A 22,762-nucleotide genomic window follows, 5' to 3' on the forward strand; every position below is an offset into this window, starting at 1 on the left:
TCATCATAGTCGAGGATCGATCGGCTCGCTTTCCAGAGCCAGCACAGCGAAGACGCATTCGTGGACCCGTCGCAGCGGTTGCCTCGCGACGAATCGCATCAAAGCCTCGTGGCCGAGAGCGAACTCATTGAGCGCGAGGTTGCGCTTGCCGCCCAGATGACGCTCGCGCAGCCGGACAAGATTGTCGGGCGCATCATACTCCGGTCCGTAGATGATGCGCAGATACTCGCGGCCGCGGACCTTGAGCGCCGGCTGGATGAGGCCCTTCTTGCCACGGCAGACGAAGTCGCGCGGCTTGACCACCATGCCTTCGCCGCCCGAGGCAATCAGCGTCTCCCACCAAGCGACGGCCTCCGCGCAGGCGCTGACGTCGGCCAGATCGACGCTGCGCCACCTGGTGCGCGCGACAACGCTCTCTGTGGCCAGGCGATCGGCCAGCGACATGTGCCAGACGTGGTCATGGTCGAACCAGAGGCAGCCCTCGCTGGCCAGCAGATGGAACGGCGCTACCCTGAGATCATCGACATTCGAAACCGGCCAGACATAGGGTGACCAGGCGGTGGCGTATTTGCCTGCCCGCTCGGCGCGACCGGCAAACCGCGCGTTAAGATCGGCCACATCGATACCGCGCGCCTTCGCTCTTTCCAAGGCATCGCGACCGAGCCGCAGGCCGGCCGCGGACGACGCCGCCACCGGTCCGTACTGACTTTCGATAAGGCTGCTTGCCTTGGCCGACCAGGGCATGATTTCGGCGTCGAGCAGCAGCCAGTCGGTTTGGAGTTCCTCCCACAGGCCCGCGGCGTCAACGCTTGCGCGAAGCCGGCCGAGCAGGCCTTCCGTCATGGCGGCATCGCTGAAGAAGGAACGCCCTGTCCGGGTCCATATCGCGCCGGTCTCGTCGCCGGAGATGCCGAAGCGGCTGCGCGCCGCCTGCGCGGTCCGGCACAGCGCCACGATCGCCCGCGAACCCATGTGCTTTTCCTCGCACACGACCTCGGCGACGCCGCGCTCGCGAAAATAGGTGAAAGCCTCTTCCGGGCGTTCGAGCCAGTCGGCATGACCGCTTGTCTCGGACGGCGACATCGTCGGCGGCAGGTAGACCAGCCATTGCGGCGCCACCGCGAAGCGGCTCATCACCTCGAGCGCGGCCGAGGCATTTTCCTCGGCCACGACGACCCGGCCTTTCAGCTCGGTCTCGATCCAGCGCCGGCCGGAGACGTCCTGGATATTGAGCACGCCGTCAGCGTCGGCCTGAGCCGATTTTCTCGAGTTTGACGGGCCAAGCGGACGCACAGGCTCCGACCAGGTGCGAATTGCCGGCACCTCGACCAGCTCGCGTTCCGGCCGGCGAAGTGCCGTCAGCTTTCCGCCGAACACGCAGCCGGTGTCGATGCACAGCGTGTTGTTGACCCATTCGGCCGACAGCATCGGCGTGTGGCCGTAGACGACCGCCGTCTTGCCTCGATAGGCGGCCGCCCAGTCGGCCCGCACCGGCAGACCGAATTCGTCGATCTCGCCGGTCGTTTCGCCATAGAGCGCGAATTCGCGCACTGCGCCCGAACCGCGTCCGATCATGTCCTCCTTCAGGCCGGCATGGGCGACGGCCAGCCGTCCGCCGTCCAGCCAGACATGACTGCGCAGATTGTCGAGGAAGGCCGGCAGCGCCTCCTTCAGTCCCCGATCCTGGGCCTCCAACTGGTCGATCGTTTGCTGGAGGCCGTGAGCGATCGTGACCTTGCGACCTTCCAGCCAGCGGCTGAATTTGCGTTCGTGGTTGCCCTGGACGCAGTAGGCAGTGCCGGCGGCAACCATGCTCATCGCAATGCGCAGTACGTCGGGCGTGTTGGGGCCGCGATCGACAAGATCGCCGACAAAGACAGCCTTGCGGCCTTCCGGAGGAGACACGACGACACTTCGTTCGCCGCGATGCTCAGACCAGGCAAGGCTGTATCCGAGCTTGCCAAGCAAGACTTGAAGCTCTTCGGCGCAGCCATGCACATCGCCGATGATGTCGAAGGGGCCGGCATCGTGACGCTTATCGGTCCAAAGCGGCTGGCGCGAGACTTTTGCCGCGTCGATGCTGGCCTCGCTGCCAAGTTTCCACACCTGGCGAAAGCCTTCTCGCTGCAGCCCGCCGAGACCCTTGCGGATTTCCATCGTCATGCGCTGGGCCACTCCGGCGCCGAAAGAACGATCCGGCCGGTTCGCGTTACGTGCAACGCAGACATCGACGCCCGGATCGAGAACAATGGCGACGGGCAGGGCATGCCACCTGCGCGCCAGTTCGATCCAGGCCTTGCGATCGGCTGCCCGTACGTTGGTGGCGTCGACGACAGCCAGCTTGCGGTGCTTCAGCCGCTTGCCGATGATGTCGCGCATCAATTCGAAGGCGTCGGCCGACACATCCTGATTGGTTTCGTCATCGCAGACGAGCCCGCGGCATCGGTCGGATGAGACGATCTCGGTCGGCAGAAAATGTCTGGCCGCAAAAGTCGACTTGCCGGACCCGGTCGAGCCGATCAGCACGACCAGGGCGAAATCCGGGATCCCCAGATCTGTCTTGTCGGTGTCCCTCATCGCGTGAACACCGCCATCTGTGTCGGCGCGCCGAAGCTGGCATCAACGTCACCGATGCCGCTGATCGTGGCGGCATAGCTGTAGGTCTCCGCGATTTTTGCCGTCCAGGCTTCGAACTCGGCGCGGCTCCATTCGAAGCGATGGTCGGGGTGACGGAAGGAGCCTGCTGCCAGACTGCTGAAAAGCGCGTTGTGATCGGCGTTCGGCGTTGTCACAATCACCGTCTTCGGCGCGGCTTCGCCGAAGACGGTGAGCTCAACCAAAGGCAGCCTGTCCTGGTCGAGATGCTCGATGACCTCGACCAATACAGCGACGTCGGCTTCCGCCCAGCGATTGTCGCGATAGGTCAGCGAGCCGTGCAGCAGCGTGACGCGCCCTTCCGGCGGGCCGCCCGCTTCATTCAGTTTCAGCCGCCTTGCCGCCCATTCGAGCTCGCGAACCGCAGGGTCCAAGCCGAAGAGTTTTTGGACGCATCGCTCGCGCACCAGCCGGTCGAGCAGCTTGCCTTCGCCGCATCCCAGATCGGCGACAACTTTGCCGCCGCTCGCGCGGATGGCCTCGACGACTGCGTCCAGACGCCTGTCGTGCAGCCGGACCGAAGCCTCAAGCCTCTCCTCAGGCGAGCGGCGGGTTTCGGCTGGCGTCTCCGCAGCCGTGACTTCGGGGACCAGGCGCGCCAGGGCCGCCCGGGCCAAAACCGATCGATTGCGCAAATAGCGGCGTGCGATCAGCTCCTTGGCAGGGTGATGCTCCAGCCATCCGGCGCCTTTGGACAGCAGCTTCTCGACCTCGTCGTCGCCGACCCAGTAGTGCTTGGCGTCATCCATCACCGGAATGAGCACATAGAGATGGTTGAGCAGGTGGCTCAGCCGGCCGAGCCCCGACAATTTCAGATGGCCGTAGCGCAGCCCTCCGTTCCTGGTGCCGGCGGCCTCGATCGGGGTCAGCTCGACGGTCCAGCCCAGCGGTTCGAACAGTTGCCGCACCATTTCTTCGCCGCCGCGCATAGGCAGCGGCGCCACGACAGCCTCCAGCGGCAGGTCGCTGTCGGCGAGCTGCTGGCGTTCCTTGGATATACCGGTCATTGCCGTGCGGAGCATCTTGTTGAGCGCAACCGATAGGAAGGACGATGCCGCGTAGGGCCGGTCGTTCACATACTGGTCGAGCAGGCCGTCGGCCTGACCCTTGCCTCTGACCAGTCCCACCGGGTCGACATCGAGCAGAAGTGCTGCCTCGCAACGCGCCTCACCGGCCTCCGGGTAGAACAGCCATGCCTTGCCGAAGGACAAGTCGGCCTCGTGCAGGCGCCCGGGATGCTTGTGCAGCAGGAAGCCAAGATCCGTGGCGGGACGATGTGTGGTTGCTACCGAAAGGAACATGCGAGAGCGATAGCGCAGCCGGTTGGAATAACCAATGGCGGTCCGACGTTATTTCCGCTCCTTTTCAGAACGCTCGAAGGTTGTTTCCGTCCCGCTCAGAACGCGACCTTGTCGCCGCCCTTGAGCTGCAGGATCTGCCGCGCCTCGTCGGGCGTGGCAATCGAGGCGCCGAGGCCTTCGATGATCTGGCGGACCTTGGTCACCTGTTCGGCGCTCGAACGGGCCAGCTTGCCCTTGCCGATCCACAGCGAATCCTCCAGCCCGACTCGCACATTGCCGCCGAGCGCGATCGCCTGCGTGGCGATCGGCAATTGATGGCGGCCGGCGCCCAGCACCGACCAGTGATAGTCGTTGCCGAACAGGCGGTCGGCGGTGCGCTTCATGTGGGCGACGTCCTCCGGATGCGTGCCGATGCCGCCGAGGATGCCGAACACGCTCTGGACGAAGAACGGCGCCTTCACCAGGCCGCGCTCGACGAAATGCGCCAGCGTGTAGAGATGGCCGATGTCGTAGCATTCGATCTCGAAGCGCGTGCCGTTGTCGGCGCAGGTGCGCAATATGTGCTCGATGTCGCCGAAGGTGTTGCGGAAGATACGGTCGCGCGAGGATTCTAGATAGGGCCGCTCCCAGTCATGCTCGAAGGTCTTGAACCGCTCCAGCATCGGGAACAGGGCGAAATTCATCGAGCCCATGTTGAGCGATGCGACTTCCGGAGCGAACACCTTCGCCGGCCGGACGCGCTCCTCCACGCTCATCGTCGCCGCACCGCCGGTGGTGATGTTGACGACGCAGTTGGAGCGCTGCTTGATGACCTGCAGGAACGGTGCGAACGCCTCGGTCGATTGATCGGGCCGACCGTCGACCGGATTGCGGGCGTGGAGGTGGACGATCGCGGCGCCCGCCTCGGCCGCCTCGATGGCGGCAGTGGCGATCTCCTGCGCCGTCACCGGCAGGTGCGGCGACATTGACGGTGTGTGGATCGAGCCGGTTACCGCGCAGGTGATGATGATCTTGTTCTGGTTCGCCACTTATGATCCTCGATCTCTTCGTTATGTCGACCGCGCCTATTTGACCGCGCCTTGCGTGATGCCGGAAATGAACTGCTTCGACAGCACGATGTAGAGCAGGGTATAATCGGCAGCGCCGCCAGTGTCAGCCCGGTGAACAGCACCCCCCAGTCGGTGGTGAATTCGCCGACGAACACGGTCAGCCCTTGCGGCAGTGTCTTCAAATTGTCGGAGGTGATCAGCACCAGCGGGAAGAAAAAGTCGTTCCAGATCGGCACCGCGTTCTGGATCGCCACGAAATGCAAAAAGAGGCAGGCGCTGGCGGGCGCCTGCCTCTTTCATTCCTGTCATCGGTGATCAGGCTGCGACGGCGGCCTGATTGGCATTGGCAGCGATCGCGTCGACCTTGGCGGTTGCCTTGGCGAGCGCGGCGGTGACGGCATCAGCGCCCATGCCGACGCCCTCGACGCGGATCACTTCGACATCGGTCATGCCGAGGAAGGCGAGCACGCTGCGCAGATAGGGAACCGCGTGGTCCATCTGCACCGCGGCGCCTTCCGAATAGATGCCGCCGGAAGCAAGCACGATATAGACCTTCTTGCCGCTGACGAGACCCTTCGGGCCACCTTCACCATAGGCAAAGGTCTTGCCGGAGCGGGCGACGTGGTCGACCCAGGACTTCAACGTCGAGGAAATACCGAAATTGATGAAACCGGTGGCGAGGATGATCGTGTCGGCCGCGAACACCTCGTCGAGCACGGCGTCGGAAACGCCGACGACCTCGGCCTGGCGCGGCGTGCGGGCTTCGGCCGGCGTGTAGATGCCGGTCGAGTAGTCAGGATCGATATGCGGCAGCGGGTTGGCGACCAGGTCGCGCACGACGAGCGTGTTGGACGGATCGGCGCCAACCAGCTTCTGGGCAAGATCGGTGGCAACGCGGGTCGAATGCGAAGCAGCGCCGCGCGGGCTGGAGGTTACGAGAAGAATAGACATGGCGGTGTCCCCTTGGGGTTGGATTGAACTTTCCCCGCCAATATGGGATTGCTGCCCTATCAGGATAACTGGTATAATCTATATATAATCCATCAACAAAACGGATGGGGTGCCTAATGCAACCAAACCCGACATTGGATCAGCTCCAAATCCTGGTGGCGGTGGCCGATACCGGCAGCTTCTCGGCAGCGGGGCGCAAGCTCAACCGGGCGCAGTCGGTGGTGAGTTACGGCATCGCCAATCTCGAAGCGCAGCTTGGGCTGAAGCTGTTCGAGCGCGAAGGCGTGCGCGAGCCGCAGCTGACCGACGTCGGCAAGGCAATGCTGGAGGACGCGCGTCGCATGATCGGCGTGCTGCAGCGCATCCGCTCGCGCGCCGACGGCTACCGGCAAGGGCTGGAAGCGGAAGTGGCGGTGTCCGTCGACGTGGCACTGCCTTCGCCGGCGCTTGTGCGGGTGCTCAAGGCTTTCGAGGCCCAGTTTCCGGCTGTCATGCTGCGGCTCTATATCGGCTCGCTCGGCCTGATCGTCGATCAGGTCGTCAATGGCCAGGTGGACCTTGGCTTCGGCGGCCTGCAGGGTGATGCCGAAGTCAATCTGCTGTACATTGGCTTCACCTCGATGGTCCCGGCGGCGGCGCCCGACCATCCGCTGGCGAAACTGCCCAAGCCGGTCGCGGTCGAGGATCTGCGCGAGCATATCCAACTCGTCGTCACCGACCAGTCGGAGCGGACGCGCGGGCGCGATTACGGCGTCTTTGCCTACCGCACCTGGCGGCTGACGGATGTGCGCACCAAGCACGCGCTGATGCGCGAGGGCCTCGGCTGGGGCGGCCTGCCGCGCTGGCTGATTGCCGACGATCTTGCCAGCGGCCGCTTGGTCGAACTCGATCTCGAGCCTTATCGCGAGGTGCGTTCGCCGATGTACGCCATCCACCGCAACGACCGCAGCCCTAAGCCGGCGGCTTCCTGGCTGATCGACGAATTCAAGCGGCAGCTGGGCTGCTTCAACGAGATGGAGCCGGGCGTGTGGACGGATGCGGGGCCCGAGACAAGCAGTCCATGAGCGCGATCAGCACCGCGCGATAATCCCCGGCGGACGCGCCGGCCTCGATGGCCAGAGCCGCCCGGTCAAAGGCGGCGGCCAGCAAGGCGGTCAGCGCCTCGGCCGGCAATCTGGTCATCGCTTGCGCCCGCATTGCGGCGACCAGGCCTTCGCGCAGCGAGCGGTTGCCGTAGCGGTTGTCGATCTCGTCCATCGCCTTACGGCCAAGCACGGCCGGCCCGTCGCGCAGCAGAAGCCGTGTCCGGCCGGGCGCCCGCATTGCCTCGAGATAGGCGTCCGATCCGGCGATCAACGCGTCGCGCGCGGACAGCGACGGCGGCGAGGCTTCGTCGATCTCCACCGCCACGGCCGCTGCTTCCTGCTCGACGACCGCCGCGAACAGCGCCTGCTTGTCGGCGAAGTGGTGATAGAGCGCGCCGCGCGTCACGCCGGCTTCGGCGACGATCTCCGGCGTGCCGGTCTCAGCATAGGATTTTTCCGTGAACAGCTTTCGCGCCGCGCGGATCAGATCGGCGCGCGTCGCCTCGGTGCGATCTCGGTTGGAGCGGCGTCCGGACCCTTGTTGCATACATGCAGCCTGTATGTTATTTGCACTTACATACAGACTGTATGTCGGATGAGAGGAGAAGGAAAGATGAAGACGACGAGCTATTATCCGGTTCTGATGACGGGTGATGTTGAAGGCACGGCGGCCTTTTACGTGGAGCATTTCCGCTTCAAGCCGCTCTTCGAGAGCGGCTGGTACGTGCACCTGCGCTCGACCGAGGACAGGCGCGTCAATCTCGGCATCGTCCAGGGCGACCACGAGACGATCCCGGAGGAGGGACGGGGACGCACGTCGGGCCTGCTGATCAATTTCGAGGTCCGCGACCCTGACGCCGTCTATGAGCATGCCGTCGCCGCCGGCCTGCCGATCCTGCGCAGCTTGCGCGACGAGCCGTTCGGCCAGCGCCATTTCATCACCAAGGATCCCAATGGCGTGCTGATCGATGTCATCAAGCCGATCCCGCCGAGCGAGGAATTCTTGGCGCAATATGCCGAGGGGATGGCGGGAAGCTAGGCCGGCGAGGCTTAGCTCGTCCGCGCCACCGGCGTCACCGCCACCTGGCTGACGCCCGTGCGGCGCACGACGGTGCAAAGCGTCTCGCGACCGATGCGCTCGGCATCAAGGATGCGCACCAGGTCGTCCACGCCGGTGACCGGCCGGCCGTCGATTGCGGCGATGATGTCGCCCTCCTTCAGGCCTGCCTTGGCGGCGGGACCGTTCTTTTCGACGCTGCGCAGGCGCACCGCCGTGTTCGTGGACACCTGCGACAAGAGCGCCGCCCGGCGCGGCAGGTTGGTCGTGTCGGCGGAGACACCGATGAAGGCGCGGCGCACGCGGCCGAAGCGGATGATTTCGGAGATGACGAAATTGGCGGTGTTGGACGCGACAGCGAAGGCGATTCCTTGAGCGCCATGGATCATGGCGGTGTTGACGCCGATCACCTCGCCGGCCGATGAGACCAGCGGCCCGCCGGAATTGCCGGGGTTGAGCGCGGCGTCGGTCTGGATGACGTCGTCGATCAGCCGGCCGGTCGAGGCGCGCATCGAGCGGCCGAGCGCGGAGACGACGCCGGCCGTGACCGTCCATTCGAAGCCGAGCGGATTGCCGATGGCGATCGCGATCTGGCCGCGGCGTAGGCGCTTGGAGTCGCCGAGCGGCGCAACATCGGCGAAACTGCCGTCGGCGCGCACCAGCGCGATGTCGGTGTCGGGATCGCGGCCGAGCACGTGGCCCTCGCGCGAGGCGCCGTCAGGCATGGTGACGCGCACGGCTCGCGCATCGCCGACGACGTGGAAGTTGGTGACGACCAGTCCATCCTGCGCGATAACGAAGCCGGAGCCGTGACCGCCGGCGCCGATGCGCTCGATGCGGCAGACGGCCGGACCGATGCGGTCGACAGCGTCGGCCACGGATGCCGAATAGGCATCCAGCAATGTGTCGTCAGATGGAAGTTTTTCGGCGGCGAAGGCCATGGGCGTGTTCCCTCGTAGAATGATGACTATATGTGCGGAGCAGCCAAGGGCGCCGCGACCTGACCACATGGCCAGTCCGGCTGCCGACTAGCCGTCAGGCGAGTATCCGCGGCCGCGCTAGCGAGCGATATCTGGGTCACCGAACCCAGGAGACAGTCTTATGAGCGACTTCAACCTCAGTGCCTTTTCCGACGCGATCGCCGATGTCGCGGCCACCGCTGCCCCCGCGTTGGCGAGTTTCGTTACGCACCATCACCGCACCGCGAGCGCCTTCCATTGGCGCGACGGCTACTTTGTTACCGCCGAGGAGGCGGTCGAAGCCGGCGAGGAGATCGAATTGACGCTGGCCTCCGGCGAAACCGCCAAGGCCGAACTCGTCGGCCGCGATCCGTCGACGGGCGTTGCCCTGCTGAAGCCGGCTTCCGGCGCTGCCGGTTTGCCGCAATTGGCGCAGGCCGGTGCGGTGCGTCCGGGCAATCTGGCGATCGCGGTGGGCAACAGTGATGGCGCAGCACTTGCCGTGTTCGGCACGATCGGCGAGGTCGGGCCGGCCTGGCGCTCGATGCGCGGCGGCACGATCGACCAGCGCATCAACCTCGCCATCAACACCGGCGGTCGCTTCGAGGGCGGGCCGGTGCTCGACGCCAAGGGCGGCCTGGTCGGCATGCTTTTGTTCGGGCCGCGCCGGCGGGCGCTGGTCATGCCTTACGAGACGATCGAGCGCGCGGTTGCCACGCTGCGCGAGAAGGGTCATGTCGCGCGCGGCTATCTCGGCGCCGGGCTGCATCCAATCCGCAACGGCGACACCAAAGGCGCTATGGTCATGAGCCTCGACGACAACGGTCCGGCCAAGGCCGCCGGCCTGCATATCGGCGATATCGTCGTCGCCTGGAACGGCGAGGCCGTGCATGGCCCGCGCGAACTGATCCGCAAGCTCGGGCCGGACAGCGCAGGCACCACCGTGACGCTTGGTATCTCGAGCGGCGGCACGCAACGCGACGTTTCGATCACCATCGGCGAGAAGCCACTGAGCTGAGAGGATCGATGGCAAGCAGCGCGGCACAAGTGATCGCACGACCGGAATCGTCAGCCCACCGGCTGACGGTGCTGGTGGCGCTCGGCGATGCACAGCGCGTCGAGCAGCTTGCCGATGCGCTTGCCGCCAGTGACGATCTGCTGCCGATACTGGGTGGGAGCAGCACTGGTCAGCCAGCGGATGTCGCGGTGACCGACGATCCGGCCTTGGAAAGCCGCGCCGTCGGTTCGACGATGCCTGTTGTGCTGCTGTCCCGCCGCAGTGGGCACGAGCGGCTTCCCGGCAATGTGGTCGCCGTGCTGCCGCCATCTGCCGACGGTTTGCTGATCGCTGCCGCGGCGCGGCTCGCGGCTTCCGGTTATCGCATCGACACGGCTGGGCCATCGGAGATCGCGCATGGCGATTTCCATGACGGGCTCGCCGACGAGGATGTGCCGGACGACAATCAGGCGCGCCCGGCCTTGTCGCCACGCGAGGCGGAAGTGCTGGCGCTGCTCGCCGAAGGCGCGCCGAACAAGGTGATCGCCAGGCGGCTCAATATTTCGGTCCACACGGCGAAGTTCCATGTCGCCGCCATCCTGATCAAGCTCGGCGCCGCCAACCGGACGGACGCAATCGCGATAGCGATGCGACAGGGGCTGGCACTGGTCTAGCTCTCTACCGCACGACGCTGCGTAATCACCCATTGGTTCCTTGGGTCTTGCGCCACGGCCGTCCGCCGCGCAATTTGCCTCCACATCGAAGAGGAGGCAAAGGATGTCGCTGAACGGAAAGACGCTGTTCATCTCGGGCGGATCGCGCGGCATCGGGTTGGCGATCGCGCTCAGGGCGGCGCGCGACGGCGCCAATGTGACGATCGCCGCCAAGACCGCCGAGCCACATCCGAAACTGCCGGGCACGATCTACACGGCGGCGCAAGAGATCGAGCAGGCGGGCGGCAAGGCGCTGCCGGTGCTTTGTGACATCCGCGACGAAGCGCAGGTCGCCGAGGCTGTGGCCAAGACGGTGGAGCGGTTCGGCGGCATCGACATCTGCGTCAACAATGCCAGCGCCATCCAACTCACCGGCACGCTGGAGACCGACATGAAGCGGTATGATCTGATGCACCAGATCAACACGCGCGGCACGTTCCTGGTCTCCAAAATGTGCATTCCGCACCTGAAGTTAGCCAAGAACCCTCACATCCTGAATCTGGCGCCGCCACTCGACATGAAGGCCAAATGGTTCAAGAACCACGTCGCCTACACGATGGCGAAGTTCGGCATGTCGATGTGCACGCTTGGCATGAGCGCCGAGTTCGCTGGAGCTGGCATCGCCGTCAACTCGCTGTGGCCGATCTCGACCATCGACACTGCCGCGGTGCGCAATCTTCTGGGCGGCGCGACGGTGGCGGCGATGAGCCGCTCGCCCGACATCATGGCCGATGCCGCGCATGCGATCTTCCTGCGTCCCTCGCGCGAGGCGACCGGCAATTTCTACATCGACGAAGAGGTGCTGCGCGCCGAGGGCGTGGCCGATTTCTCGATCTATGCGCCTGGCGCGGCCGATCAGCTCGCGGGCGACTTCTTCGTCCCCGACGAGGTGTTTGCGAACTCGCAGACGAAAGTCAGAAGAATCTACTGAAGGGGCACGGCCTTACTCCGCCGCGGCCTTCTTGCCCTTGGCCAGCGCCATCACCCGGTCGATATAGGCCAGCATCAGCGCCGAGACGACGAAGGCGAGGTGGATGATGGTCAGCCACATCAGCTGGTCGGTCGTATAGGACACCGAATTCAGGAACACCTGCAACAGGTGGATGGAAGAGATGGCGACGATGGTCGAGGCGACCTTGACCTTCAGCGAGCCGACATCGATCGTGCCCAGCCAATGGACCTCGCCGTCCTGTTCGTCGAAGCGGCTGACGAAATTCTCGTAGCCAGAGATGATCACCATCACCACCAGCGATGCGACCAGCGCGGCATCGATCAGGCCGAGCATCTTCAGGATCGTGTCGGTGTCGCCAAGCGTGAAGGCGGTCATGACGAACTCATAGAGCTTCTTGCCGAAGGAGAGCGCGTAGATCGCCAGCGCCACGCCAAGGCCGAGATAGAAGGCGACCAGCAGCCAGCGCGAGGCGAGGATGACGGATTCGATGGCGAGTTCGAGACGCTTCATGAAGGGTTCCGTCAAATTGCGATAGAGGGTATTTCGGCCAGACAGGGCCGGTTTTCAAGACAAAAAACCCCGCCGGAGAGGGGACCGGCGGGGCTCAGTATGTCCCGCTGGAGTCGGGACAGGGCAGGGAACGCCCTGTCCGGAATTTGGGTGTCGCAATGCGGCAATTCAATGAGTTAGCTCTATTCGACAGGACAAATCTTCTTGAGCCAGGAAAGGAAAAGGCCCGTCCGACGCGGACGGGCCCTTACCTTAAGCGCTGATTCCAAAAATCCGATCAGGATCTTGAAATCAAAGGCTAAACTGCGTCGCGCTGAACGAATTCAGCGCGGCGCGGTTTATGTCTTTGTCTAATGCATGTCGTTGTCCCAAAACCGCTGGACACTTTTGGGCGACATGCATCGTTTACTGCTCGCTGTTGCTCGCCACCGGCGCCACCAGCGAGGTAATGCGTCGGATGGCGACACGGCGGTTCTCGCGGTTCGGACCGGGCGTGTTCACCTTGAGATATTCCTCGCCATAGCCCTGCGTGGTGAGGTTCTCGGCCGGGATGCCAAAGGCATTGGTCAGTGCCTCGGCAACGGCTTCGGCGCGGCGGTCCGACAGCGCGAGGTTCGCCTCCGGCGTGCCGACGGCATCGGTGTGGCCTTCGATCAGGAAGGTCTCGGCCGGATTTTTCTTCAGCAGCTTTTCCATGGCGCTGGCGACGCCATCGAGCTTCTGCACCTCGGTGTCGGAGATCGTGGCCGAGCCGAAGTCGAAGTTCAGCGTGTCGAGATCGATGCGCCGGGCGATGTCGCGCACGCGGGCGGACCGCTTGACCTCGTCGATCGAGTAGAGACGCTGCACCCTTTCCACCGGCGGCTGCTCGAGGAAGGTATAATACTCGTCCGGATCCTCGACTTCCTCCGAATCCAGGATGTAGTCCCGGCGCGGGATATCGAGCCGCATCGGCGGCAGCTCGTCGCCGGGATCGCGCCACTCGTCGACATCGTTATAGTAGCGCTCGTCGACATAGGTCAGCACATATTCGCGGCCCTCCGGCGTAATGCGCGATCGCCGGATGACGTCGCCATTACGGTTGCGGATGGTGACGATCCTGACGCCGTTGTCGCGCTCCACGATTTCGCGGGTGCGGCCGCCCGACAGATCCTCGTAGTAGACGTCCCTGGCGCCGCGGGTGATGCGAGGCGCCTCGTTGCTTTCCACGAAGGTCTGGTTGTTGAACTGGAGGATGACGCGGTCGCCGAACTGTTTCACGACATCCGCGCCCTGCGGCCGGCGACGCTCGCGCACAACCTGCTCGGGCGTAAGCTCGATGCGCTTGCCCTTCTCCTGGTCCACCGGGACGATCTTCTCGGGCTTGATCGCCTGCTGCGCCGACTTGTCGTCGGTGGGCGGCGGACCCTGATCGACCGGAGCCGGCTTCTGCGCCTGCTCACCACCCTGCTGCTGTTCGGCCTGGTTGGCGTTCTGGCCATTTTCGGTTTGAGCGCCACCTGCCTGGCCACCGCCGATCTGGCCGTTATCTTTGCGGCCCTTGTGCTTGCGCATGACGTCCTTCTGGCTGTCGAGCAGGGGCGCTTCGTTCGGGTTCGCGGGCGTTTCGCCTTGTGCGGCGTTGCCGCCATTGGCGGGCTGATTGTTGTTGGCCGGCTGTTCACCTGTAGCAGGCTGTTGGCCTGTCGCCGGCTGCTCGGCCGTCGCCGGTTGCTGCCCGGTAGCAGGCTGCTCACCTAGCTTCTTGCCGCGTTTCTTCTTGTCCTGGGTCTCTGCGCCCTGGGCCGGCTGCTCACCGGTCTGCAACGGTTCGGCCTGCGGCACGGGTTCACCTGCCGGCGCCGGCTTTTTGGCCGGCTCATTGGTCTGCGTCTGCTCGGCCGGGGCGGTCTCGCCCTGCTGGTTCTGCTTGTGCCTCTTCTTGAACTGGTTGCCGCCTTGTTGATTGTCGTTGGCAGGGGCGGTCTGGTCGGTCGGCGCGACCTGCTCGCCAACCTGGCCGGCGGGCTCGCCCTGCTGCTGATCGTGCATGCGCTTCTTCTTACCCTGGTTGCCTTGCTGGTCGCCGGCGGCAGGCGCGACCTGTTCCGTGGGCTGCTGGTCAGCTGGCGCCGCTTCGATCTGCTGCTGGTTGCGCTTCTTCTTGCGCGGCTGCTGCTCGTCTGTCGCGGGCTGGGCGCCCTGGTCGGCGGGCGCCGCCTCGGTCTGCTGCTGGTCGCGCTTCTTGCGCGGCTTGAACTGCTGCTCGTCGGTCGCGGGCTGGCCGCCTTGATCGGCAGGTGCTGCCTCGATCTGCTGCTGCTGATCGCGCTTCTTGCGCGGCTTGAATTGCTGCTCGGCCGGAGCAGCTTCGCCAGATTGGCCACTATCCATCTGCTGCTGCTCTTGCCGCTTCTTACGCGGCTTCTGCTCGGTCTCGGCAGGCGCGGCTTGTTCGGTTGCCGGCGCCGATTCGCTTTGCTGCTGCTCGCGCTTCTTCTTCTTCGGCTGTTCGGCTCCGCCCTGGGCGCATTCCTCGGCCGACTGCCCTTCGGCGCAAGCGGCTTGAGCCAGCACGAGCGGCGCACCGTGCAGGCTGCCGGAAGCGACACCCCCCTGCAGCGGGTACGCGCCCAACGGCGCGGATGCCATAAGCAGGCCGATTGCCGTGCCCGCCAGAATCCGTGGTTGGCGTTTCATATCATTTTCTCCTAATGGGTCCCATCCCTGCCCAAACTTTCATCAGCCGCAATTGGTTCCGTTACAGGGCATTGACGCCAGCCAAGGATGTTCGGCCGGCCTTTTGAAGGCAATTTCGTGTTTTTCTAATGTTGATAGTGAGCCTGCGTGACAGCAGTGCTTGACCGGAAGGTCGCGGAGGGCCAAATCCACCGAAATGACCGCGCCATTCTGGAAAACCAAGACACTTGAGGCGATGACCCCGGCCGAGTGGGAATCACTTTGCGACGGCTGCGGCAAATGTTGCCTGTCGAAGCTCGAGGACGAGGATACGGGCGAGATCTTCTGGACAAGCGTTGGCTGCCGGCTGTTCGACGCCGAAAGCTGCCGCTGCTCCGACTATGCAAACCGCCTGACACGGGTGCCCGATTGCGTCGGGCTGACGCCGCAGAATGTGCGCACCATCACCTGGCTGCCAAAGACCTGCGCCTACCGGCTGATCGCCGAGGGCCATGATCTCTATTGGTGGCATAGGCTTGTTTCGGGAAGTGCTGCGACCGTGCATGAAGCCGGCATTTCGATCCAGGGCCGGGTGAAGGCCAAGGAGACCGATCTGGCCGAGCCGGACGACTACTTTGATTATATATTGGATGACGAACCGTAAGCGGTTCGCATCTTGGCGACGAACCCTGCGGGTTCGCGTCCTAATGATGAACCGTGGGGCGCTTTTTGACGAGGAACGACGAACCCTGCGGGTTCGCGTTTAGAACCTTGAGGGGGACAGCGTTTTCGCGAAGAGCGACGAACCCTATCGGGTTCGCGCGTACATGAACCGGACATGAACAGGCGGTTCGCGGAAAGTTCAGACACAAAAAGGTATTTTCCAATCATCGGTTCTAGGGGCGAAAGCCCGCAACAAGGAGAAAAGACGATGTTCAACACGATCAAGACTGCTGCCCTTTCGGCGCTTGTCGGGCTCGGCACGCTTGCCGCGATTCCGGCGCATGCGGACAGCCTTTATCTCGGCTTCGGCAACAACCAGGATCCGCGCTTCGGCGTCTATACGGGCGACGACGACGGCTATTACCGCCGCGACTGGCGCCGCAACCGCGACTGGCGTGGCTGCTCACCGGACCGCGCCCTCGACAAGGCCGAGCGCATGGGCCTGCACCGCGCCCGCATCGTCGACATCAGCCGCCGCACGGTGAAGGTCGTCGGCCGCCAGTATGGCGACCGCGTGGTGGTTGTGTTCGCCAACGAGCGCGGCTGCCCGATCATCTATCGCTGAGGCTGAAAGGACGGTCCTCTATGAGGATCGCATATGAGTAGCGGAGCCCCTCGAAGGTGAGGCGCGGCTCGAAAAAAGCCCCGGAGGACCGATCCTCCGGGGCTTTCTGCGTGTCGGTGGCGCCTGTGGCGCGCCGGCCGATCGTTACTTCAGCTCGAAGGAGACCGTGACCTGGACGTTGTAGGAATTCTCGCCAGCCTGCACCGGGACGGCCGAGCGGGCCGCATCGAATGATTTGGCCGCCATCGGCATCGGCGCCGGCGCGATATTCTGGTCGGTGATCTCGAGTACCTTGCCCAGGCTGACGCCAGCCGCTTCGGCGAGCGTCTTTGCCTTGGCCATCGCGTTGGCGACGGCCTTCTTGCGCGCCTCGGTGATCGTTGCTTTCGGATCGTCATTGGTGAAGGCGATGCCGCCGCCCTGGTTGACGCCGAGCGAAACCGCTTTATCGAGGATCTCGCCGGTCTTGTCGACGTCGCGCACGCGCACCGAAAGCGTGTTGGTCACTTGATAGGCGACGAGCTCGGCCTCCTGGCTGCCGTCGGCCTTGTTGGTGTAGTTGTAGCGCGGGTTGATCTGTATGCCCGCCGTCTGCAGGTCGCGCTCGGCAATGCCGGCGGATTTCATCGCCGCGATCACCGCAGCCATGGCGTCGTTGTTGGCGTCGAGCGCTTCGCGCGCGCTCTTTGCCTCGCGCATGACGCTCAGCGAAAGGATCGCCATGTCGGGCGCCACGGTCGCTTCGCCTTCGCCGGATACGATGATGCGGGGTGGGGGCTGCGTGTCGGCGGCGCTTGCCAGCGCCGGGAATGCGACCGCGGCAGCGAGCGCGATAGGCAAAAGATATCTGGTCATGAAAACTCCTCGATGTCTGCGGTCCGCAGCCCAGTGCCGCGCTCGCATCGACCCTGCAAAAGGCATCGATATCCTGCAATGCGGCGCATGGGCCGGGACCTGTTCACGCGCCTTATGGGCGCAAGCCGCTCTACGCAGCGAATATGGGCTGATTTTGGCGGTCTGCGCCATCGCTTCGAGGGTAATGTGCTGAGAGTTCGGCAAATCCGATGGCGAGGGCGACATAGACCAGTGTCAATCACTTCTGATGGATTAGCCCCTTGGACCATTTGATGCGTCCTGCTGTCCAATAGGCGAACAAGGGACGGACGAATCAGCTTCAAGCCAAGAGGATTCCGCCTTGCGGGCCTGTTATTTGTCTGACATAATTTACCTTCTTCTAATTTTGCAGTGGGTAATTGGGGCTCAGAGATGGCTAAAGAATCTTCGAGTGCCGCTTCTGCGGCAAATAAAGTGGATGCAAATCTGATAGGTAATGCAGAGGGAAACGGGCTGAACTTCATGGCCTCCCAGGCTCGCGAGGGCGGGCCAGGCGGTGACGCTCCAGGTGTCGACAAGATACGCGATCTTTTGTTCGGCAATCAGATGCAGGACTATGATCGCCGATTCTCCAAACTTGAGGAACGGTTCCTGCAACGCTTCAAGGATGTCGAATCCGAAACCAAGCGCAATCTTGAAACCTACGAGTCGAATGCCAAGAAGCAGGTTGACTCGCTGGCGACGCAGTTGCGCAACGAAAAGGACGCGCGCGCCGAGGCCGACAAGGAGATGGACCGCAATCTTCGCGATCAAAACCAGGCGCTCGAAAAGCAGGTGCGCGCCTTGTCGGATCAATTGAGCGAGCTCGAGCGCGAATTCGCGGATCGCATGAGCAGAAGCGACCACTTGCTGCGCGAGGAGATCAAGCAGAAGAACGAAAGCGCTCAAATGCTGATGGAGAAGATCTTTTCCGATCTCAGCAACGTCAAGACCGACCGGAACCTTCTGGCCGGCCTGTTCGTCGAGGTCGCGAAATGTCTCAACCAGGATCCCGTCGGCAGCAAGGGCAATTCGGAGCGTGGCTGGAAAGTGAGTTGATCGGAACTTGACGTCGAGCGTCGAACCAATCAGCCTATCTCAAAGACAAGCTTCGAACGATACCGGTATTGATCGCGAGGCTTTGGCCCGCCTTTTGGTGGAAATTGCCCGGAACGTCGATCCGGACAACCATGCCCTCTACGAAGGCGTTCCAGCCGCCGACCATCGGCTGGAAAGGCTCCGCCAACTGCTCGTCGGCGGCGAAATCTCGGAGCTGTCACGCGTTACGCACCTGCTCGACGAACCCGAGCAGCTTGCCACCGCGGTTGGCAACGTTCTGCCCGAGGCAACCGCGCGCGCGTCGCATGCGCAACTCGGCGAGGCCCTTGCCCCGGCCGTCGAGCGGGCCGCGCAGCGGTCCATCCAAAAGAATCCGAACACGCTGACGGATATATTGTATCCGGTGTTTCTGCCGGCCATTCGCAAGTCGATCGGCGAAAAGATCGACCAGACCTTCCAGTCATTGAATGAGTCTCTAAGGCATATATTCACATGGCATGGGTTGAAGTGGAGGTTTGAAGCCTGGCGAACGGGGACAAGCTTCTCGGCGGTTGTTCTCAAGCATTCTCTTATCTATCGCGTGGAACATGTCTTTCTCATCAGTCGCGCCTCCGGGCTCCTGATTGCGCATGTAACTTCCCAAGACGCAACCAGCGAAGACCCTCAACTGATTTCCTCGATGCTGAGCGCGATCCAGGATTTTGTGAAGGATTCTTTCAAAGAGAAGGAAAACAGCGGCCTCGACACCATCCGGTTCGGGGAACTTCGCCTCTGGTCGGAAGTCGGACAGTTTGCGACCCTGGTTGCGGTGATCCGGGGAAATCCTCCGGAGGAACTGCATGAAGTCATCCGCGATGTACTGCTTCGCATCCATCAAGAATCCTCGCGGGCCCTGGAGCGGTTCGACGGCGACAGTTCCCAGTTGCCCGGCGTGGAGACGCAGTTGCAGACCTGCGTCGAGCTGCAGCACATGGATTCGAAAGAGGGATTTCCGTGGCTGGTGGTGACGGCGGTCCTGCTGGTTTTGATCGTGGCGGGCGGCTGGTCCTTTCTCTCCTGGCAATCCGCACACCGCTGGCAGACATACCTGTCGCGGCTGGCGGCCCAGCCGGGCATCGTCGTTTCGGACCAGAAAATCCGTGGCGGCGACTTCTATGTCGCCGGCCTGAGAGACCCGCTCGCCGCGGACCCGCAGTCTCTGCTGCCGGGAACGGAGGTCGATCCCGCCCGCGTTCATTCAAACTGGCAGTTCTATCAGAGCTTCGAGCCGCAGTTCGTGCTGAAGCGGCTGTCGGCGTCGTTGGCGCCTCCGGATTCGGTACGACTCTCGGTCGTCGATGGTCGCATCGTCGCCGAGGGTGAGGCGACAACCACGTGGATCAACCGGGCGCGGGCCGCTGCCCAGCAGCTTTCGGCAGGCGGCCCGGTCTTCGACATTTCCCGGGTCCGCGATGTGAGCGCCGAGGAGCGCTGGCAGGCCTATGTGTCGCAACTGGAGACCCAGCCTGGCATCATCGTCGCCGATCAGAATGTGCGCGACGGCCAATTCTATATTACCGGTCTGAGAGACCCGCTTGCCGCCGACCCGCAGTCGCTGTTGGCCGAAACGCAGGTCGATCCCGCGCGTGTTCATCCAAGCTGGCAATTCTACCAGAGCCTTGAGCCGCAGTTCGTGCTGAAGCGGCTTACGGCGTCGCTCACGCCGCCGGATTCGGTGCGGCTTTCAGTCGTCAATGATCGCATCGTTGCCGCAGGTGAGGCCACCACTGCGTGGATCAACCGGGCGCGGGCGGCCGCCCAGCAGCTTTCAGCCGGCGGCCCGGTCTTCGACATTTCCGGGGTCCGTGATGTGAGCCCCGAAGAGCGCTGGCAGGCCTATGTGTCGCGACTGGAGACGCAGCCGGGCATCATCGTCGCCCAACAGAATGTGCGCGATGGCCAATTTTATATTACCGGCCTGAGAGACCCGCTTGCCGTCGACCCGCAGTCGCTGCTGTCCGGGACGCAGGTCGATCCCGCTCGCGTTCATGCAAGCTGGCAATTCTATCAGAGCCTCGAGCCGGCGTTCGTGTTGAAGCGGCTGACGGCGTCGCTGTATCCGATGGATAAAGTGCGACTTTCGATCGTCGATGGCCGAATCGTTGCCGAGGGTGAAGCTCCCGACACCTGGATAGATCGGGCGCGCGCAGCGGCAAGGCAGCTTTCAGAAGGCGGGCCGGAGTTCGACATCTCCAAGGTTCGTGATGTGAGCCCCGATGCGCGCGCGGCGGAGCATTGGCAGTATTATGTGTCGCGACTTGAGGCCCAACCGGGAATCATCGTCGCTCAACAATCGGCAAGGGGCGGACAATTCTACATTTCCGGCCTGAGAGATCCTCTTGCCGCCGACCCGCAAGCTCTGCTGTCCGGAACACAGGTCGATCCTGCCCGCGTTCATTCACAGTGGCAATTCTATCAGAGTCTTGATCCGAAGTTCGTGGTGAAGCGGCTGACGGCGTCGCTGTCCCCGCCGAAATCGGTTCGGCTTTCGATCGTCCAGGGTCGCATCGTTGTCGTGGGCGAGGCATCTGCCGGCTGGATCAGCCGGGCGCAAGCCGCCGCCGACCAACTTTCGGCGGACGGAGTGGTTCTGGATGTCTCGCAGCTGCGCGAGCTAAACCTTGCAGAACTCAATCATTTGAGAGAGGCCATCCAGACGACCGGTATTTTCTTCGATTCCGGTAGAGTTGTCCCGGGACCGGAGCAGACGCCGGCGCTCGACAGATTGGCTGATCAGTTGAAGGAATTCGCCGAAAATGCCCGCAAGGCAGGCGTGACAGCGCGGTTCATGCTGACCGGCCATTCGGACACAACGGGCCGTGAGACGGCCAACGCGTCGATCAGCGCCGCCCGCGCCGAAACAGTTCGCGCGCTTCTCAACAAGCGCGGCGTCGCTCCGGAACTGCTCTTGGTTCGCGGCGCCGGCACCTTTGAGCCGGCGGTGCCCGAAAATGAAAATAGCCGAACTGGGAACTCCACCAATCGCCGCGTTTCGGTTACGGTGAACCTGGAGTAGTGCGGAGCCCAGGATGCTGCAAAAAAAGATCTGCATGTTGGGCGGGTTCGCCGTCGGCAAGACCAGCCTGGTGCGAAGGTTCGTCCAAAGCATCTTCTCGGAAAACTACCTGACCACGGTCGGCGTCAAGATCGACAAGAAGAGCGTCGCCTTCCCGGATAAGACCGTGGACCTGATCTTGTGGGATCTGGCCGGCGAAGACGATATCGGCTCGTTCCGCGTCAGCTATGTGCGAGGCGCGACCGGGCTCGTGCTGGTCGTCGATGGAACCCGGCCCGCCACTCTTGCCGTGGCGCTCACGCTGCGCGAACGGTGCGAGGCCGAATTCGGCGCCATGCCGTTCGTATTGCTGTTCAACAAATCCGATCTGACCGATCGGTGGGCGATACCGGAGGGCGAGATCGACGAACTCAAGCAACGTGGATGGCAGATCTATCTGACGAGCGCGCTTTCGGGCGAACATGTCGACGATGCGTTTCGTCAGCTTGCTTCGATGGTCGCCAAGTAGACCATGTCCAGTTTGCCGAAAGAAGTCAGAAGCTGGATGTACGACTTCTTCTCGAAAGAGCGCTCGGCCGCATATCTGAAAATCGACGCCCGGCAATGCATAGAAGAGAAAGGCGGCAACCTCGACTATTACGGGCTCTCGTCGCTTCGCATCGACGAGCCGGTTGCCGAGCAGCTTGAAATCATGGAAGGGCTGCTGCCTTGCCCCGAGCTTCCATTTCATATGCCGATGATGGAACTGCCCGGCGGGCATGTCGCGGACCTTCATTTCTTCGGCGATGGTGGCTCGGTGTGGCTGCTCTTTCTCGACGCCACACCCGAACGCGACCACCAGCAGCGGCTTCAGCAGAAGGCATACGAAATGACGCTCCTGCAGGAGAGGGAGCGTCAACTCAATGCCAAGCTGCAATCGACGAACGAGGCATTGAGGGAGAGCCAGGAGGGTTTGTCGCGCGAGTACCGGCGCGCCGAATCCCTGCTCCTCAACATTCTTCCGGCCTCGATCGCGGAGCGGCTGAAAGCGGACGAGCAAATTGCAGACAGCCACGCGGAGGTCAGTGTGCTTTTTGCCGACATCGTCGGGTTTACGGAAAGAGCGCGGAGCGTCGGAGCCACGACGACGCTCGCTATCTTGAATTACTTCTTCAGGGCGGCGGATCTGCTCTCGGAACAGCACGGCTGCGAAAAGATCAAGACGATCGGCGATTGTGTGATGGCGGTTGCCGGCCTGCCCGTCGCGCGATCCGATCATGCACACGCTCTTGCGCATTATGCGCTCGAGCTGCGGGAGTCGGCCAGGCGCGAGCGCTTCGCAGGAGAACCGCTAAGCCTTAGAATTGGAATTCACTCAGGGCCAATCGTCGCGGGCGTCATAGGCAAAAGGCGGTTTGTCTATGACCTGTGGGGCGACACCGTCAATCTCGCCGCTCGCATTCAAAAGGCCGCGGAGCCCGATGAAATCCGTATTTCAGATGCAACCCACGAATTGCTCGGACCGGATTTTGCCTGCGACCCGCTTGGGGAAACGGAATTGCGTGGCACGGGTCGTGTGCGAATGTGGCGGCTCCGCGGCTGATTTGCCGTGCCTCGAGGG

General features: G+C 63.2%; 21 protein-coding genes. 11 read left to right on the plus strand and 10 right to left on the minus strand.

Annotated elements, in window-relative coordinates; all coding sequences use genetic code 11:
- Positions 1–3: 3 nt before the first annotated feature.
- The 5 genes from CK230_RS12265 to CK230_RS12285 form a co-directional block, all read right to left on the minus strand.
- Complete coding sequence (locus CK230_RS12265) at positions 4–2,577, minus strand: polynucleotide kinase-phosphatase (RefSeq protein ID WP_095817396.1); 2,574 nt, start codon at positions 2,575–2,577, stop codon at positions 4–6.
- Entirely contained in the window at positions 2,574–3,956 is a 1,383-nt protein-coding gene (locus tag CK230_RS12270) for a 3' terminal RNA ribose 2'-O-methyltransferase Hen1 (RefSeq protein WP_095817397.1), read from the minus strand. Before CK230_RS12270 ends, CK230_RS12265 begins: the two co-directional genes overlap by 4 nt.
- A 95-nt stretch (positions 3,957–4,051) precedes the next feature.
- A complete protein-coding gene (locus CK230_RS12275) occupies positions 4,052–4,984 on the minus strand; it encodes a 3-keto-5-aminohexanoate cleavage protein (protein ID WP_095817398.1) in 933 nt (310 codons plus the stop codon).
- Positions 4,985–5,020: 36 nt separating this feature from the next.
- Positions 5,021–5,305, minus strand: a complete 285-nt coding sequence (locus tag CK230_RS12280; protein ID WP_245429888.1) for a hypothetical protein — start codon at positions 5,303–5,305, stop codon at positions 5,021–5,023.
- 15 nt (positions 5,306–5,320) lie between these two features.
- Entirely contained in the window at positions 5,321–5,956 is a 636-nt protein-coding gene (locus CK230_RS12285) for an FMN-dependent NADH-azoreductase (RefSeq protein ID WP_095817399.1), read from the minus strand.
- A 116-nt stretch (positions 5,957–6,072) separates the two neighbouring features.
- Between CK230_RS12285 and CK230_RS12290 the strand changes: the two genes are divergently transcribed.
- Positions 6,073–7,020, plus strand: a complete 948-nt coding sequence (locus tag CK230_RS12290; protein ID WP_095817400.1) for a LysR family transcriptional regulator — start codon at positions 6,073–6,075, stop codon at positions 7,018–7,020.
- Here the strand turns inward: CK230_RS12290 and CK230_RS12295 are convergent.
- The gene (locus tag CK230_RS12295) at positions 6,962–7,588 is read right to left on the minus strand and encodes a TetR/AcrR family transcriptional regulator (protein ID WP_095817401.1); all 627 of its coding nucleotides are present in this window, start codon (positions 7,586–7,588) and stop codon (positions 6,962–6,964) included. The genes CK230_RS12290 and CK230_RS12295 overlap by 59 nt on opposite strands.
- Before the next feature lie 66 nt (positions 7,589–7,654).
- Here CK230_RS12295 and CK230_RS12300 point away from each other — a divergent pair, with 66 nt between their 5' ends.
- Positions 7,655–8,080, plus strand: a complete 426-nt coding sequence (locus tag CK230_RS12300) for a VOC family protein (protein ID WP_095817514.1) — start codon at positions 7,655–7,657, stop codon at positions 8,078–8,080.
- Between the two features lie 11 nt (positions 8,081–8,091).
- On the opposite strand, the gene CK230_RS12305 is transcribed toward CK230_RS12300, so the two are convergent.
- Positions 8,092–9,039: a trypsin-like peptidase domain-containing protein gene (locus tag CK230_RS12305; protein ID WP_095817402.1), complete on the minus strand. Its 948-nt coding sequence runs from the start codon at positions 9,037–9,039 to the stop codon at positions 8,092–8,094.
- A 160-nt stretch (positions 9,040–9,199) separates the two neighbouring features.
- Here CK230_RS12305 and CK230_RS12310 point away from each other — a divergent pair, with 160 nt between their 5' ends.
- From CK230_RS12310 to CK230_RS12320, 3 genes are all read left to right on the plus strand, one after another.
- The gene (locus tag CK230_RS12310) at positions 9,200–10,075 is read left to right on the plus strand and encodes a S1C family serine protease (protein WP_095817403.1); all 876 of its coding nucleotides are present in this window, start codon (positions 9,200–9,202) and stop codon (positions 10,073–10,075) included.
- 8 nt (positions 10,076–10,083) lie between these two features.
- Complete coding sequence (locus CK230_RS12315; RefSeq protein WP_095817404.1) at positions 10,084–10,728, plus strand: helix-turn-helix transcriptional regulator; 645 nt, start codon at positions 10,084–10,086, stop codon at positions 10,726–10,728.
- Between the two features lie 103 nt (positions 10,729–10,831).
- On the plus strand, positions 10,832–11,698 hold the full coding sequence (locus CK230_RS12320; RefSeq protein WP_095817405.1) for an NAD(P)-dependent oxidoreductase: 867 nt from the start codon (positions 10,832–10,834) through the stop codon (positions 11,696–11,698).
- A 12-nt stretch (positions 11,699–11,710) separates the two neighbouring features.
- On the opposite strand, the gene CK230_RS12325 is transcribed toward CK230_RS12320, so the two are convergent.
- Together CK230_RS12325 and CK230_RS12330 are read right to left on the minus strand one after the other, a co-directional pair.
- Positions 11,711–12,229, minus strand: a complete 519-nt coding sequence (locus CK230_RS12325) for a TIGR00645 family protein (protein ID WP_095817406.1) — start codon at positions 12,227–12,229, stop codon at positions 11,711–11,713.
- A 405-nt stretch (positions 12,230–12,634) separates the two neighbouring features.
- Positions 12,635–14,908, minus strand: coding sequence for an OmpA family protein (locus tag CK230_RS12330; protein WP_095817407.1), 2,274 nt, complete (start codon positions 14,906–14,908; stop codon positions 12,635–12,637).
- Between the two features lie 196 nt (positions 14,909–15,104).
- On the opposite strand from CK230_RS12330, the gene CK230_RS12335 reads away from it, so the two are divergent.
- Complete coding sequence (locus CK230_RS12335; protein WP_095817408.1) at positions 15,105–15,551, plus strand: YcgN family cysteine cluster protein; 447 nt, start codon at positions 15,105–15,107, stop codon at positions 15,549–15,551.
- Between the two features lie 267 nt (positions 15,552–15,818).
- Complete coding sequence (locus tag CK230_RS12340) at positions 15,819–16,175, plus strand: hypothetical protein (RefSeq protein ID WP_095817409.1); 357 nt, start codon at positions 15,819–15,821, stop codon at positions 16,173–16,175.
- Positions 16,176–16,319: 144 nt separating this feature from the next.
- Here CK230_RS12340 and CK230_RS12345 read toward each other — a convergent pair whose 3' ends face one another.
- Positions 16,320–17,030, minus strand: coding sequence for an SIMPL domain-containing protein (locus CK230_RS12345; RefSeq protein WP_095817410.1), 711 nt, complete (start codon positions 17,028–17,030; stop codon positions 16,320–16,322).
- A 390-nt stretch (positions 17,031–17,420) separates the two neighbouring features.
- On the opposite strand from CK230_RS12345, the gene CK230_RS12350 reads away from it, so the two are divergent.
- The 4 genes from CK230_RS12350 to CK230_RS12365 are packed head-to-tail and all read left to right on the plus strand — an operon-like array spanning position 17,421 to position 22,744.
- A complete protein-coding gene (locus CK230_RS12350; RefSeq protein ID WP_245429889.1) occupies positions 17,421–18,107 on the plus strand; it encodes a hypothetical protein in 687 nt (228 codons plus the stop codon).
- Positions 18,108–18,114: 7 nt separating this feature from the next.
- Complete coding sequence (locus CK230_RS12355; protein ID WP_095817412.1) at positions 18,115–21,162, plus strand: OmpA family protein; 3,048 nt, start codon at positions 18,115–18,117, stop codon at positions 21,160–21,162.
- A gap of 13 nt (positions 21,163–21,175) precedes the next feature.
- A complete protein-coding gene (locus CK230_RS12360; RefSeq protein ID WP_095817413.1) occupies positions 21,176–21,670 on the plus strand; it encodes a Rab family GTPase in 495 nt (164 codons plus the stop codon).
- Between the two features lie 36 nt (positions 21,671–21,706).
- A complete protein-coding gene (locus tag CK230_RS12365; protein WP_245429890.1) occupies positions 21,707–22,744 on the plus strand; it encodes an adenylate/guanylate cyclase domain-containing protein in 1,038 nt (345 codons plus the stop codon).
- Positions 22,745–22,762: the final 18 nt, after the last annotated feature.

Origin of the sequence: Mesorhizobium sp. WSM3859, from assembly GCF_002295065.1 — a bacterium.
Classification (GTDB): domain Bacteria; phylum Pseudomonadota; class Alphaproteobacteria; order Rhizobiales; family Rhizobiaceae; genus Mesorhizobium.